The organism is Mycobacterium sp. E3298 (assembly GCF_001666895.1).
In the GTDB taxonomy this organism is placed as follows: Bacteria; Actinomycetota; Actinomycetes; order Mycobacteriales; family Mycobacteriaceae; genus Mycobacterium.
Window position 1 is genome coordinate 1 of the sequence record NZ_LZJB01000066.1, and the last position, 22080, is coordinate 22080.

Below are 22080 nucleotides of genomic sequence, written 5' to 3' on the forward strand. Positions count from 1 at the left end.
GCCTGATCCTGATGACCCTGCGCCGTTTCGGCGCCGCCGACCGCTACGTGCGGGCGGGCCGCTGGCTGCGCGACGGCCCGTTCCCATACGCCCGGGACCTCAGCGGCCTGCAGGTTGGCATCCTGGGTCTGGGTCGCATCGGTTCGGCGATCGCGACCAGGCTGCTCGGATTCGACTGTGCCGTCGCGTATCACAACCGCCACCGCATCGACGGATCGCCGTACCGCTACGCCCCGTCGCCGGGGGAGCTGGCCGAGTCGGTCGACGTCCTCGTCGTGGCCACGACGGGCGATCCGCACACGCGCCACCTGGTCGACCGCTCCGTCCTCGAGGCCCTGGGCCCCGAGGGTTATCTCGTCAACATCGCCCGCGGCAGCGTCGTCGACCAGGACGCGCTGGTGGAGTTGCTGGTCGGCGGCGGCCTCGCCGGGGCCGGGCTGGATGTCTTCGTCGACGAACCCCATGTGCCGCCCGAGTTGTTCGAGCTCGACAACGTGGTCCTGTTTCCGCACATCGGCAGTGCCACCGCCCGGACCCGGAGGGCAATGGCGATGCTCGCCATCCGGAACCTGGAGAGCTACCTGGGCACCGGTGAGCTGGTGACGCCGGTGCTGCGACCGCGGAGGTGACGGCCGCGGCGGGCGCTGTCAGATCCCTCACACCGGATGGTCCATCCGGCAAATAACGGGTATCAGGCCATCCACCATGAGTGATACCACCCAGCGTCAGCTCGGGCAGACCGACAGCCCGATCGAGGACGAGCTCGAGGACGCGTTCAGCAGGATGCTGAGCGAGGGCACCCAGCGCCTGCACCGCACCTGGCGCGGCGTGCTGGTGACCGGCTTCTTCGGTGGCACCGAGGTGGGGATCGGGGTGCTTGCCTACCTGTCGGTGCTGGACGCCACCCACCGCCCGCTGCTGGCCGGGCTGGCGTTCTCGATCGGCTTCCTGGCCCTGCTGCTCGGCCGCAGCGAGCTGTTCACCGAGGGCTTCATCATTCCCGTCGTGACGGTGGCCGCCAAGCGCGCCAGCCTGCCGCAGCTGGCCAAGCTGTGGGGCGGCACCATGTTCGCCAACCTGGTCGGCGGCTGGGTGATCATGTGGCTGATCATGACCGGCTTCCCGGAGCTGCACGCGCAGACCATCGAGTCCGGCACCCACTTCGCCACCGCGCCACTATCCGCCCAGAGCATGGTGCTGGCGATCCTCGGCGGCATGGTCATCACGCTGATGACCCGGATGCAACACGGCACCGACTCGGTGCCCGCCAAGATCGCCGCAGCGGTGGCCGCCGCGTTCCTGCTCGCCGGGCTGCGGTTGTTCCACTCCATCCTGGATTCGCTGCTGATCTTCGGCGCGCTGGTCACCGGGGCTGCCCCGTTCGGCTATCTGACGTGGCTGGGGTGGTTCGGCTACACCGTGGTCGGCAACATGATCGGCGGGCTACTGTTCGTGACCCTGCTGCGGCTTCTGCGCAGCAAGGACCGGCTCGAAGAGGAACGCGCGGACGCCGAAGGCCGGTGACAGCCGTCAAAGCAGTTGTGGCATAACCTCACTCGCCAACAACTCCAGATGGGCGAGGTCGGTCAAGTCCAGCAGCTGGGTGTAGACACGTCGCACGCCGATCTGCTTCCAGGCGCCCAATTTGTCGACGATCTCCGCGGGGGAGCCGACCAGCGGGCTGTTGGACCGCATTTCGTCGAGGTCGCGACCGATCGCCGCGGCGCGCCGGGTCAGTTCGCGGTTGTTGCGGCCGGCGCAGAGCACGAATGCGCTCGAGTAGACCATCGAGTCACCGGGCCTGCCGGCCGCGGCGACGGCTTGCGCCACCCGCTCGTACTGCTTCTCGGCCACGCCGATCGGCGCGAACGGAACGTTGAACTCGGCCGCGTACTTCGCGGCCAGCCGCGGGGTGCGGTTGGCGCCCAGGCCGCCGACGACGATGGGCGGGTGTGGGGTCTGCGTCGGCTCGGGCAGCGCCGGTGAGCCGCTGATGGTGTAGTACGCGCCAGCGTAGTCGAAGGTTTCGCCGGGCCCCGTGGTCCACAGGCCCGTGATGATGGCCAGCTGTTCGTCGAGCCGGTCGAACCGCTCCCGCAGCGGTGGGAACGGGATGCCGTACGCCTGGTGCTCCTTTTCGAACCAGCCGCTGCCCAGCCCGAATTCGACGCGTCCGCCACTCATGTCGTCCACTTGGGCCACCGCGATCGCCAGCGGGCCGGGGTAGCGGAATGTTGCGGAAGTCACCAGGGTGCCCAGCCGGATGGTCGACGTCTCCCGCGCGATCGCGCCCAGCGTCACCCACGAGTCGGTGGGGCCAGGCAGTCCGTCGCCGCTCATCGCCAGGTAGTGATCGGACCGGAAGAACGCACCGAACCCCAGCTGCTCGGCGGTCTGGGCGACGGCCACCTGGTCGGCGTAGCGGGCGCCCTGCTGCGGCTCGATGAATGCACGAAAGTCCATAGGATCCCTCTGTATCTCGTTGTACGGCAACTCGATTCCGAACCTGTACCCGGCTGTGGCCAAAGCGAGACGGCCGGCGGGTTAGCAGGCCGGCCGCAACTGGGTATGCCTTCTGCATGACTTCACCGCTGCCACCAATCGTTGTCACGCCCGCGCGATTGACCTGCGCCGGCGCCGCCGACGCGGTGACCGCGGCGGAATTGCGCCGCACCCTGCGGCGGTGGCTGCAGGAGGTGACCGAGGCTCCGGCGGAGGTTCACGACGACATCATTCTGGGCGTCAACGAGGCGCTGGCCAACTGTGTGGAGCACGCATACCGTGACCACCGCCCGACGGGAACGATGAAACTGCAGGCAAGCCACGACCGCGCCGCCCAGTCGATCAGCATCTGCGTCAGCGATCGCGGATCCTGGCTCCCGCCCTCGCCGCAACGCCTCAGCGACCCGCGGCGGTCCCGCGGAATCGCGCTGATGCACGCGCTCGCGGATCACTGCACCATCAACGCCCGCCCCACCGGCACGACGGTCTGCCTGGACTACACCACCAGGCCGTAGCCGCCGCTCACACGCCGACGGCGCGCTCCAGGTCCTTCAGCGACGTCTCCAGGTGGCCCAGCAGCCGCTGGAGGTGCGGGACGCTGCGGCGGCAGCCCACGAGACCGAAGTCGAGGTTGTCGGCGTTGTTGGTCACGGTGATGTTGACCGCCTGGCCGTCGAGCGGGATGGACAGCGGGTAGTTGCCGTCCAGCCGGGCGCCCCGCCAGTACTGCGGCTCCGACGGACCGGCCGAGACGTTGGAGATGACGATGTTGAACGGCGGTGACCCCGCCGACAGGTAGCCGGGGATCAGCCCGAAGAACAGGCCGCCGATGTTGAAGGCCGACAGGGCGAGCTGCTGAACCGGGGGCAGCTGCTGGAAGATTTCTTTGGTGTCGCGGATCGACGTGCTGACGATTTCTAGGCGTCGCGCCGGGTCGTCCAGATCCGTCGCCAGGTTGCACAGGAACGTCCCGACCAGGTTGCCTCCGCGGTCGTCGTCGGCCTTGCGGAGGTTGACCGGCACCATCGCGGTCAGCGGGGCGTCGGGCAGCGCGCTCTGCTCCTGCAGGTACGCACGCAGGGCGCCGGAGCACATGGCGAGGACGACGTCGTTGACGGTAACCCCGGCCGCCGATTTGACCGCTTTGATCCGGTCCAGCGACCAGGACTGCGCGGCCACCCGCCGGGCGCCGCCGATCCGGACGTTGAACATGCTGCGCGGCGCCTGGAAGGGCAGCGTCAGCTGTTGTTCGAGCAGGGCGGCCCGGGCCAGCTTCAGCGACGACGGCGCCAAGGCGAGCGCCGACCCCGCGGTCCGGCCCGCCCGCTCCAGCAGGGACTGCCGTTTCTGCCCGCCGCCGCGCTTGCGCGGCCCGAGGCTCCACGGCACGCGCACCTCGTCATCCTCGGGATCGGGGGTGAAGGCGCGCTGCACCAGCCGCATCGCGGACACCCCGTCCATGAGCGAGTGGTGGTACTTCGTGTACACGGCGTAGCGGCCGTCCTGCAGCCCCTCGACGAGGTGGGCCTCCCACATCGGGCGGTGCCGGTCGAGCAGGCTGCCGTGCAGCCGGGAAACCAGCTCGAGCAGGTCACGGACCCGGCCCGGTTCGGGCAGGGCCGAGCGGCGCAGGTGGTAGTCGAGCTCGACGTCCTTGTCGAACGACCACGCGAGGTTGGTCAGTCCGCCGAAGAAGGCCGGGTGCTTGCGGAACGTCGGCTGCACGTCCGTGCACTCGAGCATGGCCTGATAGGACTCGCGCACGAAGTGGGGCCCGGCGTCCTCGGGCGGCTCGAAGAGTTGCAGCGACCCCACGTGCATGGGGTGCTCGCGTGACTCACCGATGAGGAACAGCGCATCCGTCGGAGATATCGGTTCCATGCTTTTGACCCCGTTCCTTTCGCTGCGCCGGGCGCGCGGCACACCCATCTCCTAGTAGCCGCAGCGAGCGTTTGCTAATCGTCTTCGAGCTGCGAATCGGCGCCGTTCGCTGAAGCGCTTGCGCCCGCGACCGTTTGGGTACATGCATGCGAACACTGGCGCTCGAGGAGTCATGATGTCGGCGGGTTTGGGGTGTCCGAAACGGATGGTGTTCGGGCCGTGCGGCGGGGTGCGGCCCGACGGCCAGTGCGAGATGCGCCCCGGTCCGTGCGCGTTCGACGAGGTGGTGGCGTGGTCGGGGCCGCAGTCCACGCCGCGTCTCGCGCACGCGCCGCTGGTGCTCACCGACTTCAGCAGCACCCCGTTCGACCGTGACGACATCGCCGCGACGGCCGCCGCGCTGGCGCAGGGATGCGACGCCGTCCTGGTGGGCGAGCACCAGAACAAGCCCGACTTCCCGCCCACGCTGATGGGGTCTTTGCTCCTCGACGCCGGGGTGACGCCTTGGATCACGCTGTCATGCCGTGACCGCAACCGGGTGGTGCTCGAGCAGGAGTTGCGGGGCCTGCTCGGCATCGGTGTCGAAACGGTGCTGTGCGTGACCGGTGACGGGCGCGGCTACGACGTGCGCCCGGACGTCACGCAGACCTTCGACCTCGACGGCCCCCGGCTTGTTTCGTTGGCCGCCTTCACCGGAGTTGTCGCCGCGGTGCCCGAGACGCCCACCGCCCCGCCTGTGCACGCCCGCCCCGCCCGGTTGGTGGAGAAGCAACGGGCCGGCGCCAGCCTGGCCGTCCTGAACCACGTGCCCTCCGCCGGGCAGGTCGCCGACTTCATGGCCGAGGCGCGGGCGGCTGGTCTGACCATTCCGGTGATCGCGGCGGTGGCCGTGTTCACCGACAGCGCCTCCGCGGCGGTCCTGCAAGGCTTGCCCGGCCTGGAACTCGATCAGGATGTGACGGAGCGGGTGTTGGGCGCGCCGGACCCGGTGGCCGAGGGGATCGAGGCGGCGGTGGCCGAGGCCCGGGCGCTGCTGTCGATCGAAGGCGTCGAGGGCGTCAACGTGTCGGGCCTCGCGTCCGCGTCTGGCCCACGCGCCGGCGCGGAGATCAAGGGCGAGGTGGGTCGTCGGATCAGGGCGGAGGCGCGTCGATGACGGAAGCGATGGAGGCGGAGTTCGACACCGTCGCCGAATGGACGGCCGAGGTGGCCGAAGAGCTGGGCCCGGACTACCACGTGCCGGCCGGCTGTCGCGGCAGCGGCAGTCCGCCCGCCCTGGACTGGCTCATCGACCGCATGGGCCTGACGGCCGGTGACACATTGCTGGACTCCGGCGCAGGCGTCGGCGGGCCCGCCGCGTATGCCGCGCGCTCGCGTCCGGTGCGTCCGGTGCTCGTCGAACCGGAGACCGGTGCCTGCCGCGCGGCGAAGAAGTTGTTCGGATTCCCGGTGGTGTGCGCGGCGGGCGCCGCCCTGCCGGTGACTGACTCGAGCTTCGACGCCGCCTGGTCCCTGGGCGTGTTGTGCACGACGCCGGATCAGCTCGGGCTGCTCGACGAGTTGCGCCGCGTCGTGCGGCCCGGCGGGCCCATCGGGCTGCTGGTTTTCGTCGCGCACTCTGACGCGGCGAACGACACGACCGACGGCAACCACTTCCCGTCGCCCGCTCGCCTGCGTGAGCTGGTGACGCGCGCCGGCCTGCGCGTCGAGCACTCGCTGGGCACGTCGGACCTCCCGGCGATCGCCGACACGTGGAACGAGCGCATCGACGCCGTGGAAAACGCGCTGAGGGACCGCCACGGGCACACGGAGGCCTGGCAGCTGGCCGAACGGCAGAGCTCGAAGATCGGGCGGCTGCTCGGGGACGGGGCGCTGACGGGCGAGCTGTTGGTGCTGCGGCACGCGTGAGAGACCGCCTGGGCCCGGTTACCGCGCCCCTCGGAAGGCGGCGGTGATTTCGGCGACCCTCGGGTCGGCGCGCAGTTCCTCCAGCGTCTCCGGCAGGGGCAACCGCCAGTTCGGGTATTCGTCGATGGTGCCCGGCAGGTTGGGCTGCCGGGGTTCGGCCAGCACGTCGTAGGGCGAGATCAGTTTCAGCCGACTCGGGGTCGCGGCGAGCAATCGGTGCATCGCGGTGATGATTGCCGGCTCGTCCGCGTCGGAGCCCGAAAGCAGCCCTTCGGACCGCAGCAGTTCCACCCACTCGGCTCGTTCCTTGTCGGCCACCGACTGCTCGCCCGGCACGTCGTCAAGCAGCCCGAGGTCCGCGCGGGCCCGCACGTGTTCACCGCGCAGGAAACCCGCCGCCGTGGGAAGGTCGTGGGTGGACAGGCTGGCGGCCGCCCGCGACGGCCACTGCGCAGGCGGCAGCAGCGGCTCGCCCGGAGCCGACTCGTCACGGGTGAACCACGACACCGCGCAGCCCAGCATCTCGTTGTCGGCCAGCGCCTGGGTCACCTCGGGTTCGACGGTGCCCAGATCCTCGCCGACGACGGCGGCTCCCGCGCGATGCGCCTCCAGCGCCAAGACCGCGAGCATCACGTCGGCGTCGTAGTGCACGTAGGTGCCGCGCTCCGGACCGTCCCCCGGCGGGATCCACCAGAGCCGCCACAACCCTGCGACATGGTCGATCCGCAGCCCGTCGGCATGGGCGAGCACTGCGCGCAGCATGTCCCGCAGCGCGGCGTAGCCGGTGGCGGCGAGGCGGTCCGGCCGCCACGGCGGAAGCCCCCAATCCTGCCCGCGCGGCGTGAAGTTGTCCGGCGGCGCGCCGATGCTCACCCCGGTGGCGAGCACGTCGGCCAGCGCCCACGCGTCGGCGCCGTTCGCGTCCACCCCGACCGGTAGGTCGTGCAGCACGCCGAGCGCCATGCCCGCGTCGCGTGCGGCGTCGCGCACGGTCGTCAGCTGCTCGTCGCAGCGTTGCTGCACCCACGCGTGGAAGGCCAGCCGGGGTGCCAGCTCCCGCCGGGCCGCCGCCACGCCGGGCCCGGCGACGTCATGCAGCGGTGCGGGCCAGCGGGTCCACCGGCCGCCGTGCCGCTCGGCCAGCGCGCAATACGTGGCCCAGTCGCGCAGACCGGTGCCGGCGGCCGACTGGTCCAGCGGGTTGGGCCGGCCGTCGGCGCGCCACAACAGTTCCAGCGCCGACCGCTTGGCCGCCCACACCAGGTCGTAGTCGACCCGCTCGGTGGTGGGCGAGACCCGCAACGCGTCGACCTCCGCGCGGGTTTCCGGGTCGGCCTGGCGGTAGGCGTCGAGATCCTCGATGCGCAGCGCCAGCGGGTTGGCGAATCGTCGGCTGGACGGGGTGTAGGGCGACGGCTGCACAGGGTGCGTCGGGCCGGGCGCGTGCAGCGGGTTGAGCAGCACCACGCCGGCCCCATGCTCGGCGGCGGTCCAATTCAGGAACTCGCGCAGGTCGCCCAGGTCGCCGATGCCCCAGGATCGAGCGGATCGCAACGCATACAGCTGCAACATCCAGCCCCAGGTGGCCGGCGTGGGAGGCACGCGGGGCGGGGCGGCCACCAGGGTGGCCTCCTGACCGTCGCGCAGCTCGATCCGATACCAGCCCGGGCTGAGGTCACCGGGCAGCTCGTCGCGCACTTCGGTCCGGACGCCGTCCTCGCTCACCAGGACGGCGGCGCCGGGCACGGCCCGGGGGCGCCCATCCAGCCGCACGGCGATCGTGGGTGGCAGCGCGCCGGCGCCGGCACGCTCGGCGAGCCGGGCCAGCTCGCGTCGCCGCGCGGCTTCGCTCGAGGCGTCGACATCGAGGAGGCCGAGCACCCGGATCACGACGTCGGCGTCGACGTCCACCGGCTCTCGCCGCTCGTTTCGATAGCAGGTGGCCACCCCGTGAGCCGCGGCCACCCGCCGCAGGTCATCGGGAACCGGCTTGGGCTTCGCCATCAAGCCGCCGGCCCGGGTGCGGCGCCGGCGGCGGCGATGGGACGACGGAGGGGTAGCAGCACAACCTCTATATACCCAAGCGGTGGGTTCTCACACGGGCGGCCGAAACTCGTTCGCCGGCATGCGTTTTCGGCTAGTGCCCGGTCGCCTGAAAGATGACCCGCCGGGCGATCTGCACGGCGTGGTCGGCGAAGCGCTCGTAGAAGCGGCCCAACAGCGTGACATCCACCGCGGCGGCGACACCGTGCGTCCAGCACGGGTCCATCAGAGCCGTCAGCAATTGGTGGTGCAGTTCGTCCATCGCATCATCGTCGCGGCGGATCTGGGCCGCCCGGCGAGGATCCTGGGCCAGCAATACTTCTCGCGCGCCGACGGCCAGCTGCTCGGCGGCATCACCCATTTCGGCGATGTGGTGGCGCACATAGTCGGGCACGGCAAAGCGGGGATGGCGCATGCGGGCGATGTCGGCCACGTGTACCGCGAGCCCGCCCATCCGTTGCGCGTCCGCGGCGATCCGGATGGCACTGACCACCGCCCGCAGGTCGGTCGCCACCGGGGCCTGCAAGGCCCAGCAACGCGAATGCGGTCTCCTCGACGCCGGTGTTGACGGCGACGATGTCCGCCTGGCCGGCGATGACGCGCTCCGCCAGCACCAGGTCGGCCTTCAGCAGCGCCTCGGTAGCCAGCCCGATGGCTCCGCCGGCCATCGCGCACATCGCGGCGAGCTGTTGGCCGAGGGTTCCCAATCGATGGTGAAAAGCGCTCCTCATCCCTTAGAGATAGGCCGGGAAACGCAAAATAAACGTCGTTGGCCGCTCGGTGGGAGTGGCCGCGTGGACCGGTTCGCCCGCAACGCGTTTCGCGGCCTTCGGCTACCGGACGCCCTCGGCCAGCTCGCGCGCCTCCTGCTCGGTTTCCACGGCGGGCCCGGACCCCGGCAGCGGCTTCCCGGCGACCTCGGGCGTGAACAGCAGCGTGACCGCGCCCACCAGGCCGCCGAAGATCAGCATGTAGGCGGGCGCCATGACGTTGCCGGTGCCCGAGACCAACGCCTGGGCGATCAGCGGCGTAGTGCCGCCGACCGCGGATATGGAGATGTTGTACGAGATCGCCAGCGCCCCGTAGCGGACGTTCGTGGGGAACAGCGCCGGCAGCATGGCCGGCGCGGTGCTGTCGAAGCACAGTTCCATCAACCCGATCAGCAGCACACCCATGAAGATCACCGGGTAGATCCCGCCGAAGCGGATGAGCAGGAACGCGGGGATCGAACCGACGACCAGCAGTGCGCAGCCGGTCCACATGATCGGCTTGACGCCGATGCGGTCGGACAGGCTGGCGACCAGCACCACCGTGACCATCAGGATCGCCAACGTCACCACGATCATCACCAGCCCGGCGGTGTGGCCGGCGCGCACGAACAGCTTGAGGTAGGTCGGCAGGTAACCGGTCAGCATGAAATCGGCGACCTGGGAGGTGAGCACCAGGGCGGCGCAGATCAGCAGCCCCCGCCACTGGTCCACAACCGTGCGCCGGAATTGCTGCCGGCGCCCGCCCGACTGCTGCGCGCCCTCCGTCGCGCTCTGATAGGCGGACGACTCCTTGAGCCGAAGCCGCAGAATCAGGGCGAACAGACCGAAGGGCGCGCCCAGTAACAGCGGGATCCGCCAGCCGTAGGTCAGCATGGCTTCGTCCGGCAGCCAGGTTTGTAAGGCCGTGACGAGCATCCCGGCCAGCACGAACCCGACCAGGTTGCCCATCGGCAAGAATCCGACCATCCTGCCGCGTTTGTGGTCCGGCGCCTGCTCGACCAGGTACGTCATCGCGCCGACGAACTCACCGCCGGTCGACAGCCCCTGGAAGATCCGCGCGATGACGAGCAGGATCGGCGCCCAGATGCCGATGGCGCTGTAGCCGGGCAGCAGGCCGGTCACGGTCGTGCTGATCGTCATCATCAGGATCGTGATGACCAGGACCCGATGCCGTCCGATGCGGTCGCCGAGGGGCCCGAAGATGAAGCCACCGAGAGGCCGCACCACGAACGCGGCGGCCAGCGTGCCGAAGGTCGCGATCAGGTGGACGCCGCTGACGCTCTTACCGGGGTAGAACACCTGGGCGAGGGTGGTGGCGATGTAGCCGTAGACCCCGAAGTCGTACCACTCCATGAAGTTGCCGATGGCGGTGCCCATGATGGTCTGGCGCATGGCCGGGTCGGCGACCCGGATCTCGTTGCGTGCCCATTTCCGGCGGCGGCGTCGCGCATTCATCGACGGATTGCGTACCCAGAAGTCCCGAGGGCCGAACAAGTTGCGCTCCCATCCGGCTCGTCGTCTTCATCGGCCGGTGGCCGATCGTAGCGACCGGGCCAGCCCGAGAAGAACTCATTGACCTTTCAGGCTGCCGATGCGAAGCGAATAATCCCGGGGCTTCGACCGGTCCTCCGACCGGGTGGCCGCCTCGATATCGTCGACGTAGCGCTGCGGGTCCCGGTCGACGATCGGCAAACCCTCGGTGGTGGGGTGTTCGGCCATGAAGTCGCTGTATTGCCGGCCCAGCGCTTCCCGCAGGCCGATGGGAGCCCTGCGACGGAAATCCGACAGCCCCTCTCGCTCCTCTTCGCCCATGTGGTCGTCGTTGGCCTCGCGCGTGCGGCCGACCGCCGCCCACCATTCGTCGGTGCCCACCTCTGCGGCGTTGGCGTCGCGCACCCCGTCGCGGATGTCGTTGTGATCACCGATGGCGTCGAGCGTCTCACCCTCGGCGTCGTCGCCGACCCGCGTCAGAAGTTGCGGGTAGAAGATCTTCTCCTCGATGTAGGCGTGCACGTCCAGCTTGTCGGCGAGGGGCCGCCACACCCGGGCAAGGGCGGTTTCGTCGACCGGCGTCTGAGCCTGCAGGTAGTCCAGCCTGGCGAACTGTTCGCGGAACCACTCGTGGTCGGCGAGGATCAACATGGTGATGTCAGCCATCGCGACGCCCCACCTCCCTCCCGCTACGGTTCGCGCCATGGTGTCCCATCGCGGCGCAGCCAGTCAACCGGCCGGGCAACGTCGAGAAGGGCCTCGTAGACCGTGCGGATACACTGGGTCGTCAGCATGTCGATCGACCGCGATCGCGTGCGAGAAAAAATCCACCACAGTCAGAGGTTGTTTGTGCCCGAGAACCGCAGCGAGCCCGTGAGCCTAGAGCCGCATTTCGACGACGTTCAGGCGCACTACGACCTGTCCGACGACTTCTTCGCGCTGTTCCTGGACCCCACGCGGACCTACAGCTGCGCCTATTTCCAGCGCGACGACATGACCCTCGAAGAAGCTCAGCTCGCCAAGGTCGACCTGTCGCTGGGCAAGCTCGGGCTGCAACCGGGCCAGACCCTGCTCGACATCGGCTGCGGCTGGGGCACCACCATCATCCGGGCCCTCGAGCAGTACGACGTCAACGTCGTCGGCCTCACCCTGAGCCGCAACCAGCAGGCGCACGTGCAGCAGCGCCTCGACGAGCACCCCAGCGCGCGGAGCAAGCGGGTGTTGCTACAGGGCTGGGAGCAGTTCGACGAGAAGGTGGACCGCATCGTTTCCATCGGCGCCTTCGAGCACTTCGGGCGCGACCGCTATCCCGACTTCTTCAAGATGGCCTACGAGGCGTTGCCCGCCGACGGCGTGATGATGCTGCACACCATCATCCAGCCCAGCCGCGAGGAATTCGAAGAGCGTGGGCTGCCCATCACCATGACGAAACTGCGGTTCATGAAATTCATCATGGACGAGATCTTCCCGGGCGGAGACCTGCCCGCGGCCAAGACGGTCGAAGAGCACGCGACCCGCGCCGGCTTCGGTCTCAAGCTCTACCAGCCGCTGCGCCTGCATTACGCGCGCACCCTCGACACCTGGGCGGCCGCCCTCGAGTCGCGCCGCGAAGAGGCCATCGCGATTCAGTCCCAAGAGGTCTACGACCGGTACATGAAGTACCTGACCGGGTGCGCCGACCTGTTCCGCGAGGGCTACACCGACGTCGCGCAGTTCACCCTCGTCAAGGGCTGAGGAACCGGGCCCCGATTCGGGCGCACCATAGCTGAACCCCGGGCCGGTTTATCCGTGCACCGCCCGGGGTAAAACCACGAGCAACAACCTGCATCGGTACGCGTCGGCCTTCGTCGGCGCGAAACCGCAGGGAAGGATTGATCGTGAGTGCCAAGCATCGGATGAGCGCGACGGCGCAGCAAAGACCGCCGGCGGATCGAACGCCGCGCCGGCGGTCGGGCATCGCGGCGGTGTGCGACGTGCTTTCCGCCTCGATGTTCTGCGCGGCGGCGTGTGCGGCCCTGGTGCTCAACGCTCCGCACGGCGAGAAGCGAATGATCGAGGCGAGCCAGGAGCCGCCGTCCGCCGCTTCGCGCCCGGTGCGGCAGGAGGGCACCGTGGTCGCGGTGTCGGCGGGCTCGGTCACCGCCAGAAGCGCCGACGGCTACACGCAGACCTATCTCGTGACGCCCAACACCACGCTCATCGGTCGCGGTGGCCAACCGGCAGCTGCCGCTTCACATTTCACGGTCAATGACCACGTGGTCATCGTCGGAACCATCCAGGACGGCACCGCCATGGCCACCGCGGTGGCCGACCACGGCGCGGGACACGGGGACGGACCGCCGATGGACTACCTTGACGGGCAGGTCATTCCGGCCGGGCGCAGCTGATCCACCCCGCGCCGACATCCCCGGCTTTGGTCAACGACCTTGCGGCGCAGCGTCTCTGTCGTTCAGTCCGCGCCGCCGCTTCTCGCCTTCTCCCGGCGCCGTCCCGGGCCTACTCTGTATGCCATCCAGCCAGAGGAGGCGCCGTGAGCGAGCACGAAGTCAAAATGATCATCCTGTCGACTGACGACCTGGACGAGTCGATCCGGTTCTACAGCGAGACGCTGGGCATGGCGCTGAAGTTCCGCGATGGGGCGCACTTCGCCGCCCTCGACGGCGGCCCCGTCACGCTGGCGCTGGCGACCGCCGTGGACCACCCGATACCGGGTCAGGTCGTCGTCGGCATCAAGACCGCCGACGTCGACGCCGCGGCGAAGGCGGTGGAGGCCAGCGGCGGCGGCATCGTCAAAGGGCCGTACGACGACGCGCATGAACGCCGTGCCGTGGTCTATGACAACAAGGGCAACGGCCTGGTGTTCTACATGCCGCTGGGCCGCTGACCGGCGTTACTTGCCGTTGCGCTCGCGGTGCTTGCACCCGGGCCAGCAGCAGGGCCTGCGCTTGCCCTCTTCCAGCTCCTCCTGTGTCCGGCGAATGCGGCGCTGCCGGGTGGCTTCCTGCTTGGCGTCCTCGACCCAGCAGATGAATTCGTTGCGGGCCAAAGGCGTGATGTCGTTCCACGCGGCGAGCGCCGTGGCATTGCCGATCAGCGACTCGCGCAGGTCGGCCGGAAGCTTGTGCACCACTCCGCCGGGTATCCGCTCACTGCTCATGGGGCCACAGTAGCTGTCCGCGCAGTAGACGATCGGCTGTGGTCGCGCGCCGTGGCTAAGAAGTCAAATGCGCGCTGTCGTCGTGCAATTCGTCGCGGCGCAATCCCATCGGCGTGCGGGCGGGCACATCACCGCCGGCGACCACCGTGCGGGTGACCGGCGTGAGCGCCCGGAACAGCGTCTCCACCTCGTCGTCGTCGAGCGCGTCGAGCGCGGACAGGGAAAGCGCATCGGTGGACCGTTCGATGTGGTCCTTCAGTTCCCGGCCGGCCGCGGTCAGCGAGCCCTCATCGTCGAGCAGCCCCCGTTCGGCCAGCCGTTGCTCGTGGTGTCGCCACGCGGCCTCGTCGTAGTCGCGGGTGCGCGCGATGTACTCGCGCGGGACACCGCCGGCCGCGGCGTGCAACACGTTGGACTCCCGGCCCGAGACGCCCGCGGCGGCCAGCACCGCCACATGTCCGTCGCCCCGGTGCTCGCGCAGCAGCGTCGTCGCGTGCCAGAGCGCGGCCAGCGGATCGTCCGGCCACGGCAACGCCAGGTTGGCGGCGAACAACGGTCGTGCATCCAGCGGGGCCCGCCTGGCCACCTTGCCCGCCAATTCCGCTGCGGCACGGATGTTTTCGCCGTCGCCCAGCCCGTAGCGGCACAACGCCGCGACGGCCGATTCCTGCCGGGCCCGCAACGCCGCGTCCGGCCCGGCGACCTCCCATGCCGCCGGCAGCGCCTTGGCGATCCGTTCGGGCGCGAAGTTGTAGAAGATCGCGGTGACCACCTGCCGGGGCACCGGGCCCAGCGGCGCCGAGCGCGCGGCGAAGTAGCCCATCCAGAATCCGCGGTAGCCCAGCCCGTCCAGCGCCGCCCGCGCCTCCGGCGCGAAATACGTCACCGCATGCACCGGTTCGAAGCGGTCGAAGAAGCGCCGCGCCAGCAGGGGTTTCCGTTGCATGATGGCAGTTAACCACCCCCATGGTTGCCGGTGCTCAAAGCCTCAGCAGCCGCTCGGCATTGAGGTGGGCGATCTTCTCCCGGTCGCCCCGGTTGATCGGCATCCTGTCGAGGAACTGGCGGCACGCCTTGATGTTGCCGTAGGGATAGTCGGCGGTGAAGACCACGCGGTCGATGCCGATCACATTGACCATCGCCAGGTAGGCGTTAAAGGACAGGCTCCAACTGGGATCCGCGGCGCCGGGCTCCTGACTGAAGAAATCGCCGGCGAGGATGCCACCGTAGAAGTTCTCCCGCAGGTACTCCTTGACGGTGCGTTTGAGACCCGTCGCCTCGACCGGAAACGAGTAGTCGGTCCGCCAGCCCATCCAGCTGAGCGCCTCGAAGTGGTGACCCACGATGATCTGTAGCTGCGGGAACCGGTCGAACACCCCACCCAGGATCAGCCGGAGGCAGTGCACCCCGGTGTCGATATGCCAGCCGACCCCGGCCGCCGCCAACCGAGCCGACACCTTCGGGTCAAAGCCGCCGTAATAGGTGTCGATGATCGACTGCGGCGGGATGGTCGGGTGCAAAAAGATTGGCACGCCCAGGGTTTCGGCGGATTCGAAGACCGGCCAGAAGAACGTGTCGTCCAGGTAGCGCCCGTTGACGTGTCCGTTGATCAGGGCGCCCACGAAGCCGTGATCGCGGACGGTGCGCTCGAGCTCGGCGGCCGCCGCCGAGGGGTCGCGCATCGGGAGGGTGGCGAAGCCGCGGAACCGGTCGGGATGCCGCCCGACCGCGGCGACGACCGCGTCGTTCGCCCGCCGGGCCAGCTCGATCGCCGAATCGGGGTCCAGAGTCTCGGGTCCCGGGACGGAGTGCGAAAGGATCTGCATGTCGATGCCCGCGGCGTCCATCGCGGCGATCCGCCCCTCGCCCACGTCGGTGATCCCCGGCGGCCATTCGCCTTCCGTTCCGGGAGAACCGTAGCCCGCGTGCCTCAGCATTTCGGTCGCCGAGTCGGCCCCTTGATTGCGGTGTTCTTCGGCTATGGCCGGAAACCTGTAGTGCTCCTCGATACCGATGACTTTCATCCGTCTCCTCCCGTACATGCACACCCACGAGCGCGGGGCGCCGGGCGTTCACCGGAGTACCCGGGACGCGCCGGGACCGGCCCCGCATAGTCTCGAACCCGTGACCATCCCGTATGACGAGGCTCTGCGCGAGCGGATCAGCGGCAATCTCGCGCGCCACGACCGCCGCGAGGTGACCGACCCAACCAAACGGCACGCGGCGGTCGCCGTGGTGTTGGTGGACTCCACCCTCGGCGAGGACCGGGTGGATCCGGCGCCGGTGGACGAATGGAACGGTGACCGCCCGATGCCGGAGCCCGGCCTCGACGGCCGGATGGTCGGCGTCTCGGGCGGCGCGGCGTTCTTGTTGTGCCGGAGGGCATCTCGACTCACCTCACACGCCGCGCAATGGGCGCTGCCCGGTGGCAGGCTCGACCCGGGCGAGACCGCCGTCGACGCGGCCCTGCGGGAATTGCGCGAGGAGGTCGGCATCGCCCTGACCGGTTCGACCGTGTTGGGCCTCCTCGACGACTATCCGACGCGGTCCGGGTACGTCATCACCCCGGTCGTGATCTGGGGCGGCGGCCGCCTCGATCCCCGCCCGGCGCCCGACGAGGTGGTGGCGGTGTACCGGGTGGGGCTGCATCAATTGCAGCGCGACGACTCGCCGCGATTCATCACCATCCCGGAGAGCCCGCGCCCGGTCGTGCAGATTCCTCTGGGCAACGACCTGATTCACGCGCCGACCGGCGCCGTGCTGCTGCAGTTGAGGTGGCTGTGTCTGGAAGGCCGACCGGACGCGGTCGACGGGCTGGAGCAACCGGTCTTCGCCTGGAGGTAGCGATCGATGGCAGGCGCCGCGGTGTGAGCGGCGGCTGTCACGCGACGGACGCTCGGTGTTCGCCTTCCGGTCACCGGCGGGCGTATTGACTCTGCAAGCCTGGACCGACGCTCCGGGACTCAGGAGTCGCCGTGCTCCCAGAAAGGGCGGCCATGACAGAACACTTGCGCGCATACAACAGCCTTTGGCAGGTGCGCAGCGACTCGTGGTGCCGGTTGGAAGAAGCCGCGGACCGGCTGACGCGGCCGACCACCACCGGCACGCTGAGGGACAAATGGGCGGGCGCCTGCCAGGAGTTGCTGACGCGCCTGAGCACGCTGGAGCCCTACTGGGCCTACCCCGGCGCGCCGCAGTTCGCGCGCATACAAAGGCTTTTCGCCGCCGGCAGCTACGACAAGTTCGCGCAGGCGGTCGCGCAGGTCAACCGGGCGCTGACCACCGAGTCCTACCGCTCAGGGGACGTGGACAACGCGGGTGCCGACGAACTCGACATGTTCCCGTCCGATCCGCGGCAACTCATCGAGCATCAGCCGGCGTCGCAGCGCGACCGTCCCTACTTCGAGGTGCTGGTCGTCGAGAAGATGACCGAGGACCAGGAACGCGCCCTGCGCAACGAGGTCCGCAAATGGCGGCGCCCCGACGACGAATTCGTCTACGAACTGGTGGTGGTCGCCAGCGGGGACGAGGCCCTCATCGCGGCGCGGCTCAACGTCAACCTGCAGGCGGTGGTAATCCGCCGGCGCTTCTCGCACCAATCGACGCGGGACCTGTCGGCGCTGTCGGAGTTCGTCGACACGGCCGTATCCGACGAGCTGAACGACCACCAGACTCCCGAGGAACGCGCGCAGATCCTGGCGACATCGCTGGCCGAACTGCGGCCGGAGCTCGACCTGTACCTGATGACCGAGATCGAGGTCGAAGACATCGCCGGTCGGCTGGGCCAGTACTTCCGCAGGGTGTTCCACGCGCGCGAGGGCATGCTCGAGCTGCACCTGTCGATCTTGCAGGGCGTCGCGGCGCGTTACCGCACACCGTTCTTCAGCGCGCTCAAGCAGTACAGCCACCGGCCCACCGGTGTCTTTCACGCGCTGCCGATTTCGCAGGGCAAATCGATCGTCAACTCCCACTGGATCAGGGACATGGTGGGGTTCTACGGCCTCGACGTGTTCATGGCCGAGACGTCGGCGACGTGCGGGGGCCTCGACTCACTGCTGGAACCGACCGGGCCGCTGCGAGAAGCGCAACAACTCGCCGCGCAGGCCTACGGATCGCGGCACACGTACTTCGTCACCAACGGGACCTCGACGGCCAACAAGATTGTCACGCAGGCGCTGGTGGCGCCCGGCGACATCGTGCTGCTGGACCGCAACTGCCATCAATCGCACCACTACGGGATGATGCTCGCCGGTGCGAACGTGGTGTATCTGGAGGCGTATCCGCTCAACGAGTATTCGATGTACGGGGCGGTCCCCCTGCGGGAGATCAAGTCAAAGCTGTTGGCGCTCAAAAGGGCCGGCAAGCTCGACCGCGTGAAGATGATGTCGCTGACGAACTGCACCTTCGACGGGATCGTCTACGACGTCGAGCGTGTCATGGAGGAGTGCCTGGCCATCAAACCCGACCTGGTATTCCTCTGGGACGAGGCCTGGTTCGCCTTCGCGCGGTTCCACCCGGTCTACCGGACGCGCACCGCGATGGCCGCGGCACGGACCATGCGCGCGCGGCTGCAGGACCCCGGCTATCGGCGTCGCTACGAGGAATATCTCTCGGCCGGTGGCAACGAAACACCCAGCGACGACGAGCTTTTGGACCGTCGCTTGCTGCCCGACCCCGCCCGGGCCCGGGTGCGGGTGTACGCCACGCAGTCGACGCACAAGACGTTGACCGCGCTGAGGCAGGGATCGATGATCCACGTTTTCGATCAGGATTTCGACCAGAAGGTCGCCGAGCCGTTCCACGAGGCATACATGGCCCACACGTCGACCTCCCCCAACTACCAGATTCTCGCATCGCTGGACCTGGGGCGCCGGCAGGTCGCGCTGGAGGGAGTCGAGCTGGTGCAACGGCAGATCGAGAACGCGATGCAGTTGCGCGACGCGATCGACAACCATCCGTTGCTCAGCAAGTACATGCGCTGCCTGCGCACGTCGGATCTGATCCCGGAGCCGTTCCGGCCGTCGGCTATCGCCCAGCCGCTGCGCTCGGGCCTGCGCAACATGATGGCGGCGTGGGGCCAGGACGAGTTCGTGCTCGACCCGTCGCGGATCACGTTGTTCATCGGGCCCACCGGCTACGACGGCGACACCTTCAAACGCCAGCAGTTGATGGACCGCTACGGAATCCAGATCAACAAGACGTCGCGCAACAGCGTCCTGTTCATGACCAACATCGGCACCACGCGCAGTTCGGTCGCCTTCCTGGTGGAGGTTCTGGTCAACATCGCCACCGAACTCGACCAGAACATCTCCGAGATGAGCCTCGGCGAGCGAGAGCACTTCGACCGCGCGGTCTACCGGCTCACCGAAATGTCCTTGCCACTGCCCGATTTCAGCGGATTCCACCCCGCCTTCCTGGATCACAGCGGCGCCGAGCCGACGCCCGAGGGGGACGTCCGCCGCGGGTTCTACCTCTCCTACGACGACACCAACTGTGAGTACCTCACCGGCGACCAGATCGATGAACGGCTCGACGCGGGCATTGACGTCGTGTCGGCGACGTACGTGACGCCCTACCCGCCGGGCTTTCCGGTCCTGGTGCCCGGGCAGCTGTTCAGTCGCGGCATCCTGCAGTTCATGCGCGACCTCGACACGCCCGAAATTCACGGCTACTTACCAAATTTCGGCTACCGCGTGTACACCGGTAAAGCCATCGAAATGGCTGGCCGGCCGGCCGGCCTGCCGTCCAACGGCCACCGCGCCGTCGGCGCCCCAGACGGGGCGAAGCAGACGCCGAAGAAGCCGGGCAAGCGTGCCCGGCTCAGCGGCGAGGGGAGCGTTCCCGAGGTCGGTCAGGATGAGCTGCTCGGCCAGCAGCAGCCCGGCGACGCGGTGAGCTCGGGTTCTGCTTAGGCCGCGCGGCCATGCGGTGGTCGATGACGTCCAGCGCGCGCTCGGCCCATCGAACGTTCTCTTCCTCGAACGCGATCCCACGCAGCAGCGTCAAATAGGGGCCGATCCGCTCGGCATGGGCCAAAAACTCCCCCTCGGCGTGTCCGTCGAGTATGCGCGCCCGCAAGCGTTCGTAGCGTTGCAGTTTGGCCGTCGCCCACTGCAGGCGCTCGACGATGAACTCCCGCACGGCGGGTGCGTCCCCGGCGTCCGCGGCCTGGACCTTGATGAGCAGTTCGTCGCGAATCGCCGAGGGCTTGGGCGCCCTCGCGGTGAACTCCCGGATCGCGTCGTGGCCGGCCTCGGTCAGCGAGAACAGCCGCTTGTTTGGCCGGCGCTCCTGCTGCACGACGCGCGCCCGGATGAGGCCCTGCTCGGCAAGGCGGTCGAGTTCGCGGTACAGCTGCTGGGGGGTGGCCATCCAGAAATTCGCCACCGAGGCGTCGAAGTCCTTGGCGAGGTCGTATCCGGACGACTCGCCCTCGAGGAGGGCCGCCAGGACAGCGTCACGCAGCGACATCGAAGAAGAGTACAACGATACGAATAATCAACAAAGTGATTAATCGCACTATGGACACGGGCCGACGGACCGCATAGCGTCAACGGCACTTCCCAACCAATCCAAGCCGAGGTGTCGGATGCATCCCTTCCGCAAAGCCGTCGAGGACCGCGACGAGAGCGGCATCCACGCGCTGCTGGCCGACGACGTCGTGTTCACCAGCCCGGTCGCGTTCAAGCCCTATGTCGGCAAGCCGATCACCGCGGCCATCCTGAGCGGCGTGTTGCGCATCTTCGAGGACTTCCGTTACATCCGGGAGATCCACGACGACGACGGCCGAGACCACGCCCTCGTGTTCGAGACTGGAATCGCCGGGGCGCCCGGGGTCAAGATCACCGGCTGCGACTTCCTGCACTTCAACGACGACGGCCTGATCGACGACTTCATGGTGATGGTGCGGCCGCTCTCAGGCGCGAAGGCGTTGTCCGAGGCGATGGGCGCCCAGTTCGAGCGGATCCAGCAGGAGGCGCTCCAACTGGCCGACACGTTCACCACCGCGTAGGGGCGAGCGACCATGCGAATCGGATTAGGCATCAACTATGCGGGCGGCTTCAAGGACGTGGCCGCCGAAGTGGCCGACCTCGAGCGTGCCGGACTCGACATCGTCTTTGTCCCCGAGGCCTATTCGTTCGACGCGGTGAGCGCGCTCGGTTACCTGGCCGCCAGCACCGAACGGGTCGGCCTGGCCTCGGGGATCCTGCAGCTCTACACCCGAACGCCCACGCTCACCGCGATGACCGCCGCCGGGCTCGACTACGTCTCCGATGGCCGGTTCACCCTTGGGCTGGGGGCTTCCGGTCCGCAGGTCATCGAGGGCTTTCACGGGGTGCCCTACGACGCGCCGATCGGCCGGACCCGCGAAGTGATCGACATCTGCAGGCAGGTCTGGCGGCGCGAACCCGTCAAGCACCAGGGCAAGTACTACACGATCCCGCTTCCCGCCGGGCAGGGCACCGGGCTCGGAAAGCCGCTCAAGCTGATCAACAAGCCGGTGCGAGAACGCATTCCGATATTGGTCGCGGCGCTTGGCCCCAAGAATGTCGAGCTCGCGGCCGAGATCGCCGAGGGCTGGCAGCCGATCTTCTACCTGCCCGAGAAGGCGCAGGAGGTGTGGGGCGAGGCGCTGGCCGCCGGCCGCGCCAAGCGGGACGCCGAGCTGGGTGAGTTGGACATCTACGCCGGCCCGGTCCTCGCCATCGGTGAAAACGTGGAGTCGCTAAGGGAATTCGTGAAACCCCATCTCGCCCTCTACATCGGCGGCATGGGCGCCAAGGGCAAGAACTTCTACCACGCCCTGGCGACGAAGTACGGCTACGGCCCGCAGGCGGACCGGATCCAAGAGCTCTACCTGGCCGGCGACAAGGACGGCGCCGCCAAGGTCGTGCCCGACGAGCTGGTCCGGGACGTGAACCTGATCGGCAGTCGCGAGTTCGTCAAGGATCGACTGGCCGCGTTCCGCGAAGCGGGGGTCACCACGCTCAACGTGGCGCCCATCGCGTCCACCCCGGGCGAGCGGGTCAAGCTGATCGAGACGCTGCGCGAATTGCTCTGAGCGCGGGCGATTTCAGGCCTGTCGGTGGGCGTCGCGCCGCAATCGCACCGCCCGACTCGCGGCGGCCAGCAACGCCAGCGCGGCCATCACCGCGAGAACGGTCGCCGACACCGCCGACCCGACCGTCGCCAAAATGAGCGGCAGCCCGAAACCGATGTAGGTCACCACGTAGAACGCGCCGACCAGCGCGCCGCGCAAGCGTTTCGGCGCCGCGGCCTCCAGATCGATCAACCCCTCACGCAAGCACAGGCCGGAGGCGCATCCCA

Annotated in this window: 21 protein-coding genes and 2 pseudogenes; 12 read left to right on the plus strand and 11 right to left on the minus strand. The window is 68.7% G+C overall.

The features are described from left to right. Positions 1-629 (plus strand): NAD(P)-dependent oxidoreductase (locus A9X05_RS02410; protein ID WP_231972815.1); only part of this gene is annotated, 629 nt, incomplete at its 5' end. 76 nt (positions 630-705) lie between these two features. Continuing rightward, a complete protein-coding gene (locus tag A9X05_RS02415; protein WP_067753568.1) occupies positions 706-1524 on the plus strand; it encodes a formate/nitrite transporter family protein in 819 nt (272 codons plus the stop codon). Between the two features lie 6 nt (positions 1525-1530). Here the strand turns inward: A9X05_RS02415 and A9X05_RS02420 are convergent, their stop codons facing one another. Next, a complete protein-coding gene (locus A9X05_RS02420) occupies positions 1531-2463 on the minus strand; it encodes an LLM class F420-dependent oxidoreductase (RefSeq protein WP_067753571.1) in 933 nt (310 codons plus the stop codon). A 116-nt stretch (positions 2464-2579) separates the two neighbouring features. Between A9X05_RS02420 and A9X05_RS02425 the strand changes: the two genes are divergently transcribed. Further along, complete coding sequence (locus tag A9X05_RS02425) at positions 2580-3017, plus strand: ATP-binding protein (protein ID WP_067778997.1); 438 nt, start codon at positions 2580-2582, stop codon at positions 3015-3017. A gap of 7 nt (positions 3018-3024) precedes the next feature. Here the strand turns inward: A9X05_RS02425 and A9X05_RS02430 are convergent, their stop codons facing one another. After that, positions 3025-4383: a wax ester/triacylglycerol synthase family O-acyltransferase gene (locus tag A9X05_RS02430; protein WP_067753626.1), complete on the minus strand. Its 1359-nt coding sequence runs from the start codon at positions 4381-4383 to the stop codon at positions 3025-3027. Positions 4384-4555: 172 nt separating this feature from the next. Between A9X05_RS02430 and A9X05_RS02435 the strand changes: the two genes are divergently transcribed. Beyond that, the gene (locus A9X05_RS02435; RefSeq protein WP_067779000.1) at positions 4556-5539 is read left to right on the plus strand and encodes a methylenetetrahydrofolate reductase C-terminal domain-containing protein; all 984 of its coding nucleotides are present in this window, start codon (positions 4556-4558) and stop codon (positions 5537-5539) included. Beyond that, a complete protein-coding gene (locus A9X05_RS02440) occupies positions 5536-6291 on the plus strand; it encodes a class I SAM-dependent methyltransferase (protein ID WP_067753580.1) in 756 nt (251 codons plus the stop codon). Before A9X05_RS02435 ends, A9X05_RS02440 begins: the two co-directional genes overlap by 4 nt. A gap of 18 nt (positions 6292-6309) precedes the next feature. On the opposite strand, the gene malQ is transcribed toward A9X05_RS02440, so the two are convergent. The 4 genes and pseudogenes from malQ to A9X05_RS02460 all read right to left on the minus strand — a co-directional run bounded on the left by malQ (position 6310) and on the right by A9X05_RS02460 (position 11261). Beyond that, positions 6310-8295 (minus strand): 4-alpha-glucanotransferase, encoded by a 1986-nt coding sequence (gene malQ, locus A9X05_RS02445; protein WP_067779003.1) that lies wholly within the window; start codon positions 8293-8295, stop codon positions 6310-6312. Between the two features lie 133 nt (positions 8296-8428). Further along, positions 8429-9065: pseudogene (gene phoU, locus A9X05_RS02450) on the minus strand (phosphate signaling complex protein PhoU). Between the two features lie 102 nt (positions 9066-9167). After that, positions 9168-10496 (minus strand): MFS transporter, encoded by a 1329-nt coding sequence (locus A9X05_RS02455; protein WP_067753629.1) that lies wholly within the window; start codon positions 10494-10496, stop codon positions 9168-9170. A 177-nt stretch (positions 10497-10673) separates the two neighbouring features. Further along, positions 10674-11261 carry a hemerythrin domain-containing protein gene (locus A9X05_RS02460; RefSeq protein WP_067779006.1) on the minus strand — a complete coding sequence of 196 codons (588 nt, stop codon included), beginning with the start codon at positions 11259-11261 and terminating at the stop codon, positions 10674-10676. 183 nt (positions 11262-11444) lie between these two features. On the opposite strand from A9X05_RS02460, the gene A9X05_RS02465 reads away from it, so the two are divergent. The 3 genes from A9X05_RS02465 (at position 11445) to A9X05_RS02475 (ending at position 13479) form a co-directional block, all read left to right on the plus strand. After that, positions 11445-12329: a cyclopropane mycolic acid synthase family methyltransferase gene (locus A9X05_RS02465; protein WP_067753632.1), complete on the plus strand. Its 885-nt coding sequence runs from the start codon at positions 11445-11447 to the stop codon at positions 12327-12329. A gap of 143 nt (positions 12330-12472) precedes the next feature. Further along, a complete protein-coding gene (locus A9X05_RS02470) occupies positions 12473-12982 on the plus strand; it encodes a hypothetical protein (protein WP_082970851.1) in 510 nt (169 codons plus the stop codon). A 143-nt stretch (positions 12983-13125) separates the two neighbouring features. Then, entirely contained in the window at positions 13126-13479 is a 354-nt protein-coding gene (locus tag A9X05_RS02475; protein WP_067753595.1) for a VOC family protein, read from the plus strand. Positions 13480-13485: 6 nt separating this feature from the next. Here the strand turns inward: A9X05_RS02475 and A9X05_RS02480 are convergent, their stop codons facing one another. From A9X05_RS02480 to A9X05_RS02490, 3 genes are read right to left on the minus strand one after another with little or no spacing between them, the layout of a single operon-like run. Next, positions 13486-13752 (minus strand): YdeI/OmpD-associated family protein, encoded by a 267-nt coding sequence (locus A9X05_RS02480; RefSeq protein WP_067753598.1) that lies wholly within the window; start codon positions 13750-13752, stop codon positions 13486-13488. Between the two features lie 55 nt (positions 13753-13807). Next, complete coding sequence (locus A9X05_RS02485) at positions 13808-14698, minus strand: hypothetical protein (RefSeq protein ID WP_067779012.1); 891 nt, start codon at positions 14696-14698, stop codon at positions 13808-13810. A 34-nt stretch (positions 14699-14732) separates the two neighbouring features. Beyond that, positions 14733-15776 carry an amidohydrolase family protein gene (locus tag A9X05_RS02490; RefSeq protein WP_067779015.1) on the minus strand — a complete coding sequence of 348 codons (1044 nt, stop codon included), beginning with the start codon at positions 15774-15776 and terminating at the stop codon, positions 14733-14735. 100 nt (positions 15777-15876) lie between these two features. Here A9X05_RS02490 and A9X05_RS02495 point away from each other — a divergent pair, with 100 nt between their 5' ends. Further along, on the plus strand, positions 15877-16596 hold the full coding sequence (locus A9X05_RS02495) for a CoA pyrophosphatase (RefSeq protein WP_067779018.1): 720 nt from the start codon (positions 15877-15879) through the stop codon (positions 16594-16596). A gap of 152 nt (positions 16597-16748) precedes the next feature. Beyond that, positions 16749-19664, plus strand: coding sequence for an ornithine decarboxylase (locus A9X05_RS02500; protein ID WP_067753610.1), 2916 nt, complete (start codon positions 16749-16751; stop codon positions 19662-19664). On the opposite strand, the gene A9X05_RS02505 is transcribed toward A9X05_RS02500, so the two are convergent. Next, positions 19573-20223, minus strand: a complete 651-nt coding sequence (locus A9X05_RS02505) for a PadR family transcriptional regulator (protein ID WP_067779021.1) — start codon at positions 20221-20223, stop codon at positions 19573-19575. The genes A9X05_RS02500 and A9X05_RS02505 overlap by 92 nt on opposite strands. Before the next feature lie 118 nt (positions 20224-20341). Between A9X05_RS02505 and A9X05_RS02510 the strand changes: the two genes are divergently transcribed. Both A9X05_RS02510 and A9X05_RS02515 read left to right on the plus strand, forming a co-directional pair. Next, positions 20342-20764 carry a nuclear transport factor 2 family protein gene (locus A9X05_RS02510; RefSeq protein ID WP_067753617.1) on the plus strand — a complete coding sequence of 141 codons (423 nt, stop codon included), beginning with the start codon at positions 20342-20344 and terminating at the stop codon, positions 20762-20764. Positions 20765-20776: 12 nt separating this feature from the next. Beyond that, positions 20777-21814, plus strand: coding sequence for an LLM class F420-dependent oxidoreductase (locus tag A9X05_RS02515; RefSeq protein WP_067753620.1), 1038 nt, complete (start codon positions 20777-20779; stop codon positions 21812-21814). A gap of 12 nt (positions 21815-21826) precedes the next feature. Here A9X05_RS02515 and A9X05_RS31475 read toward each other — a convergent pair. Beyond that, positions 21827-22080, minus strand: a pseudogene (locus A9X05_RS31475) (MFS transporter); the annotation flags it as partial.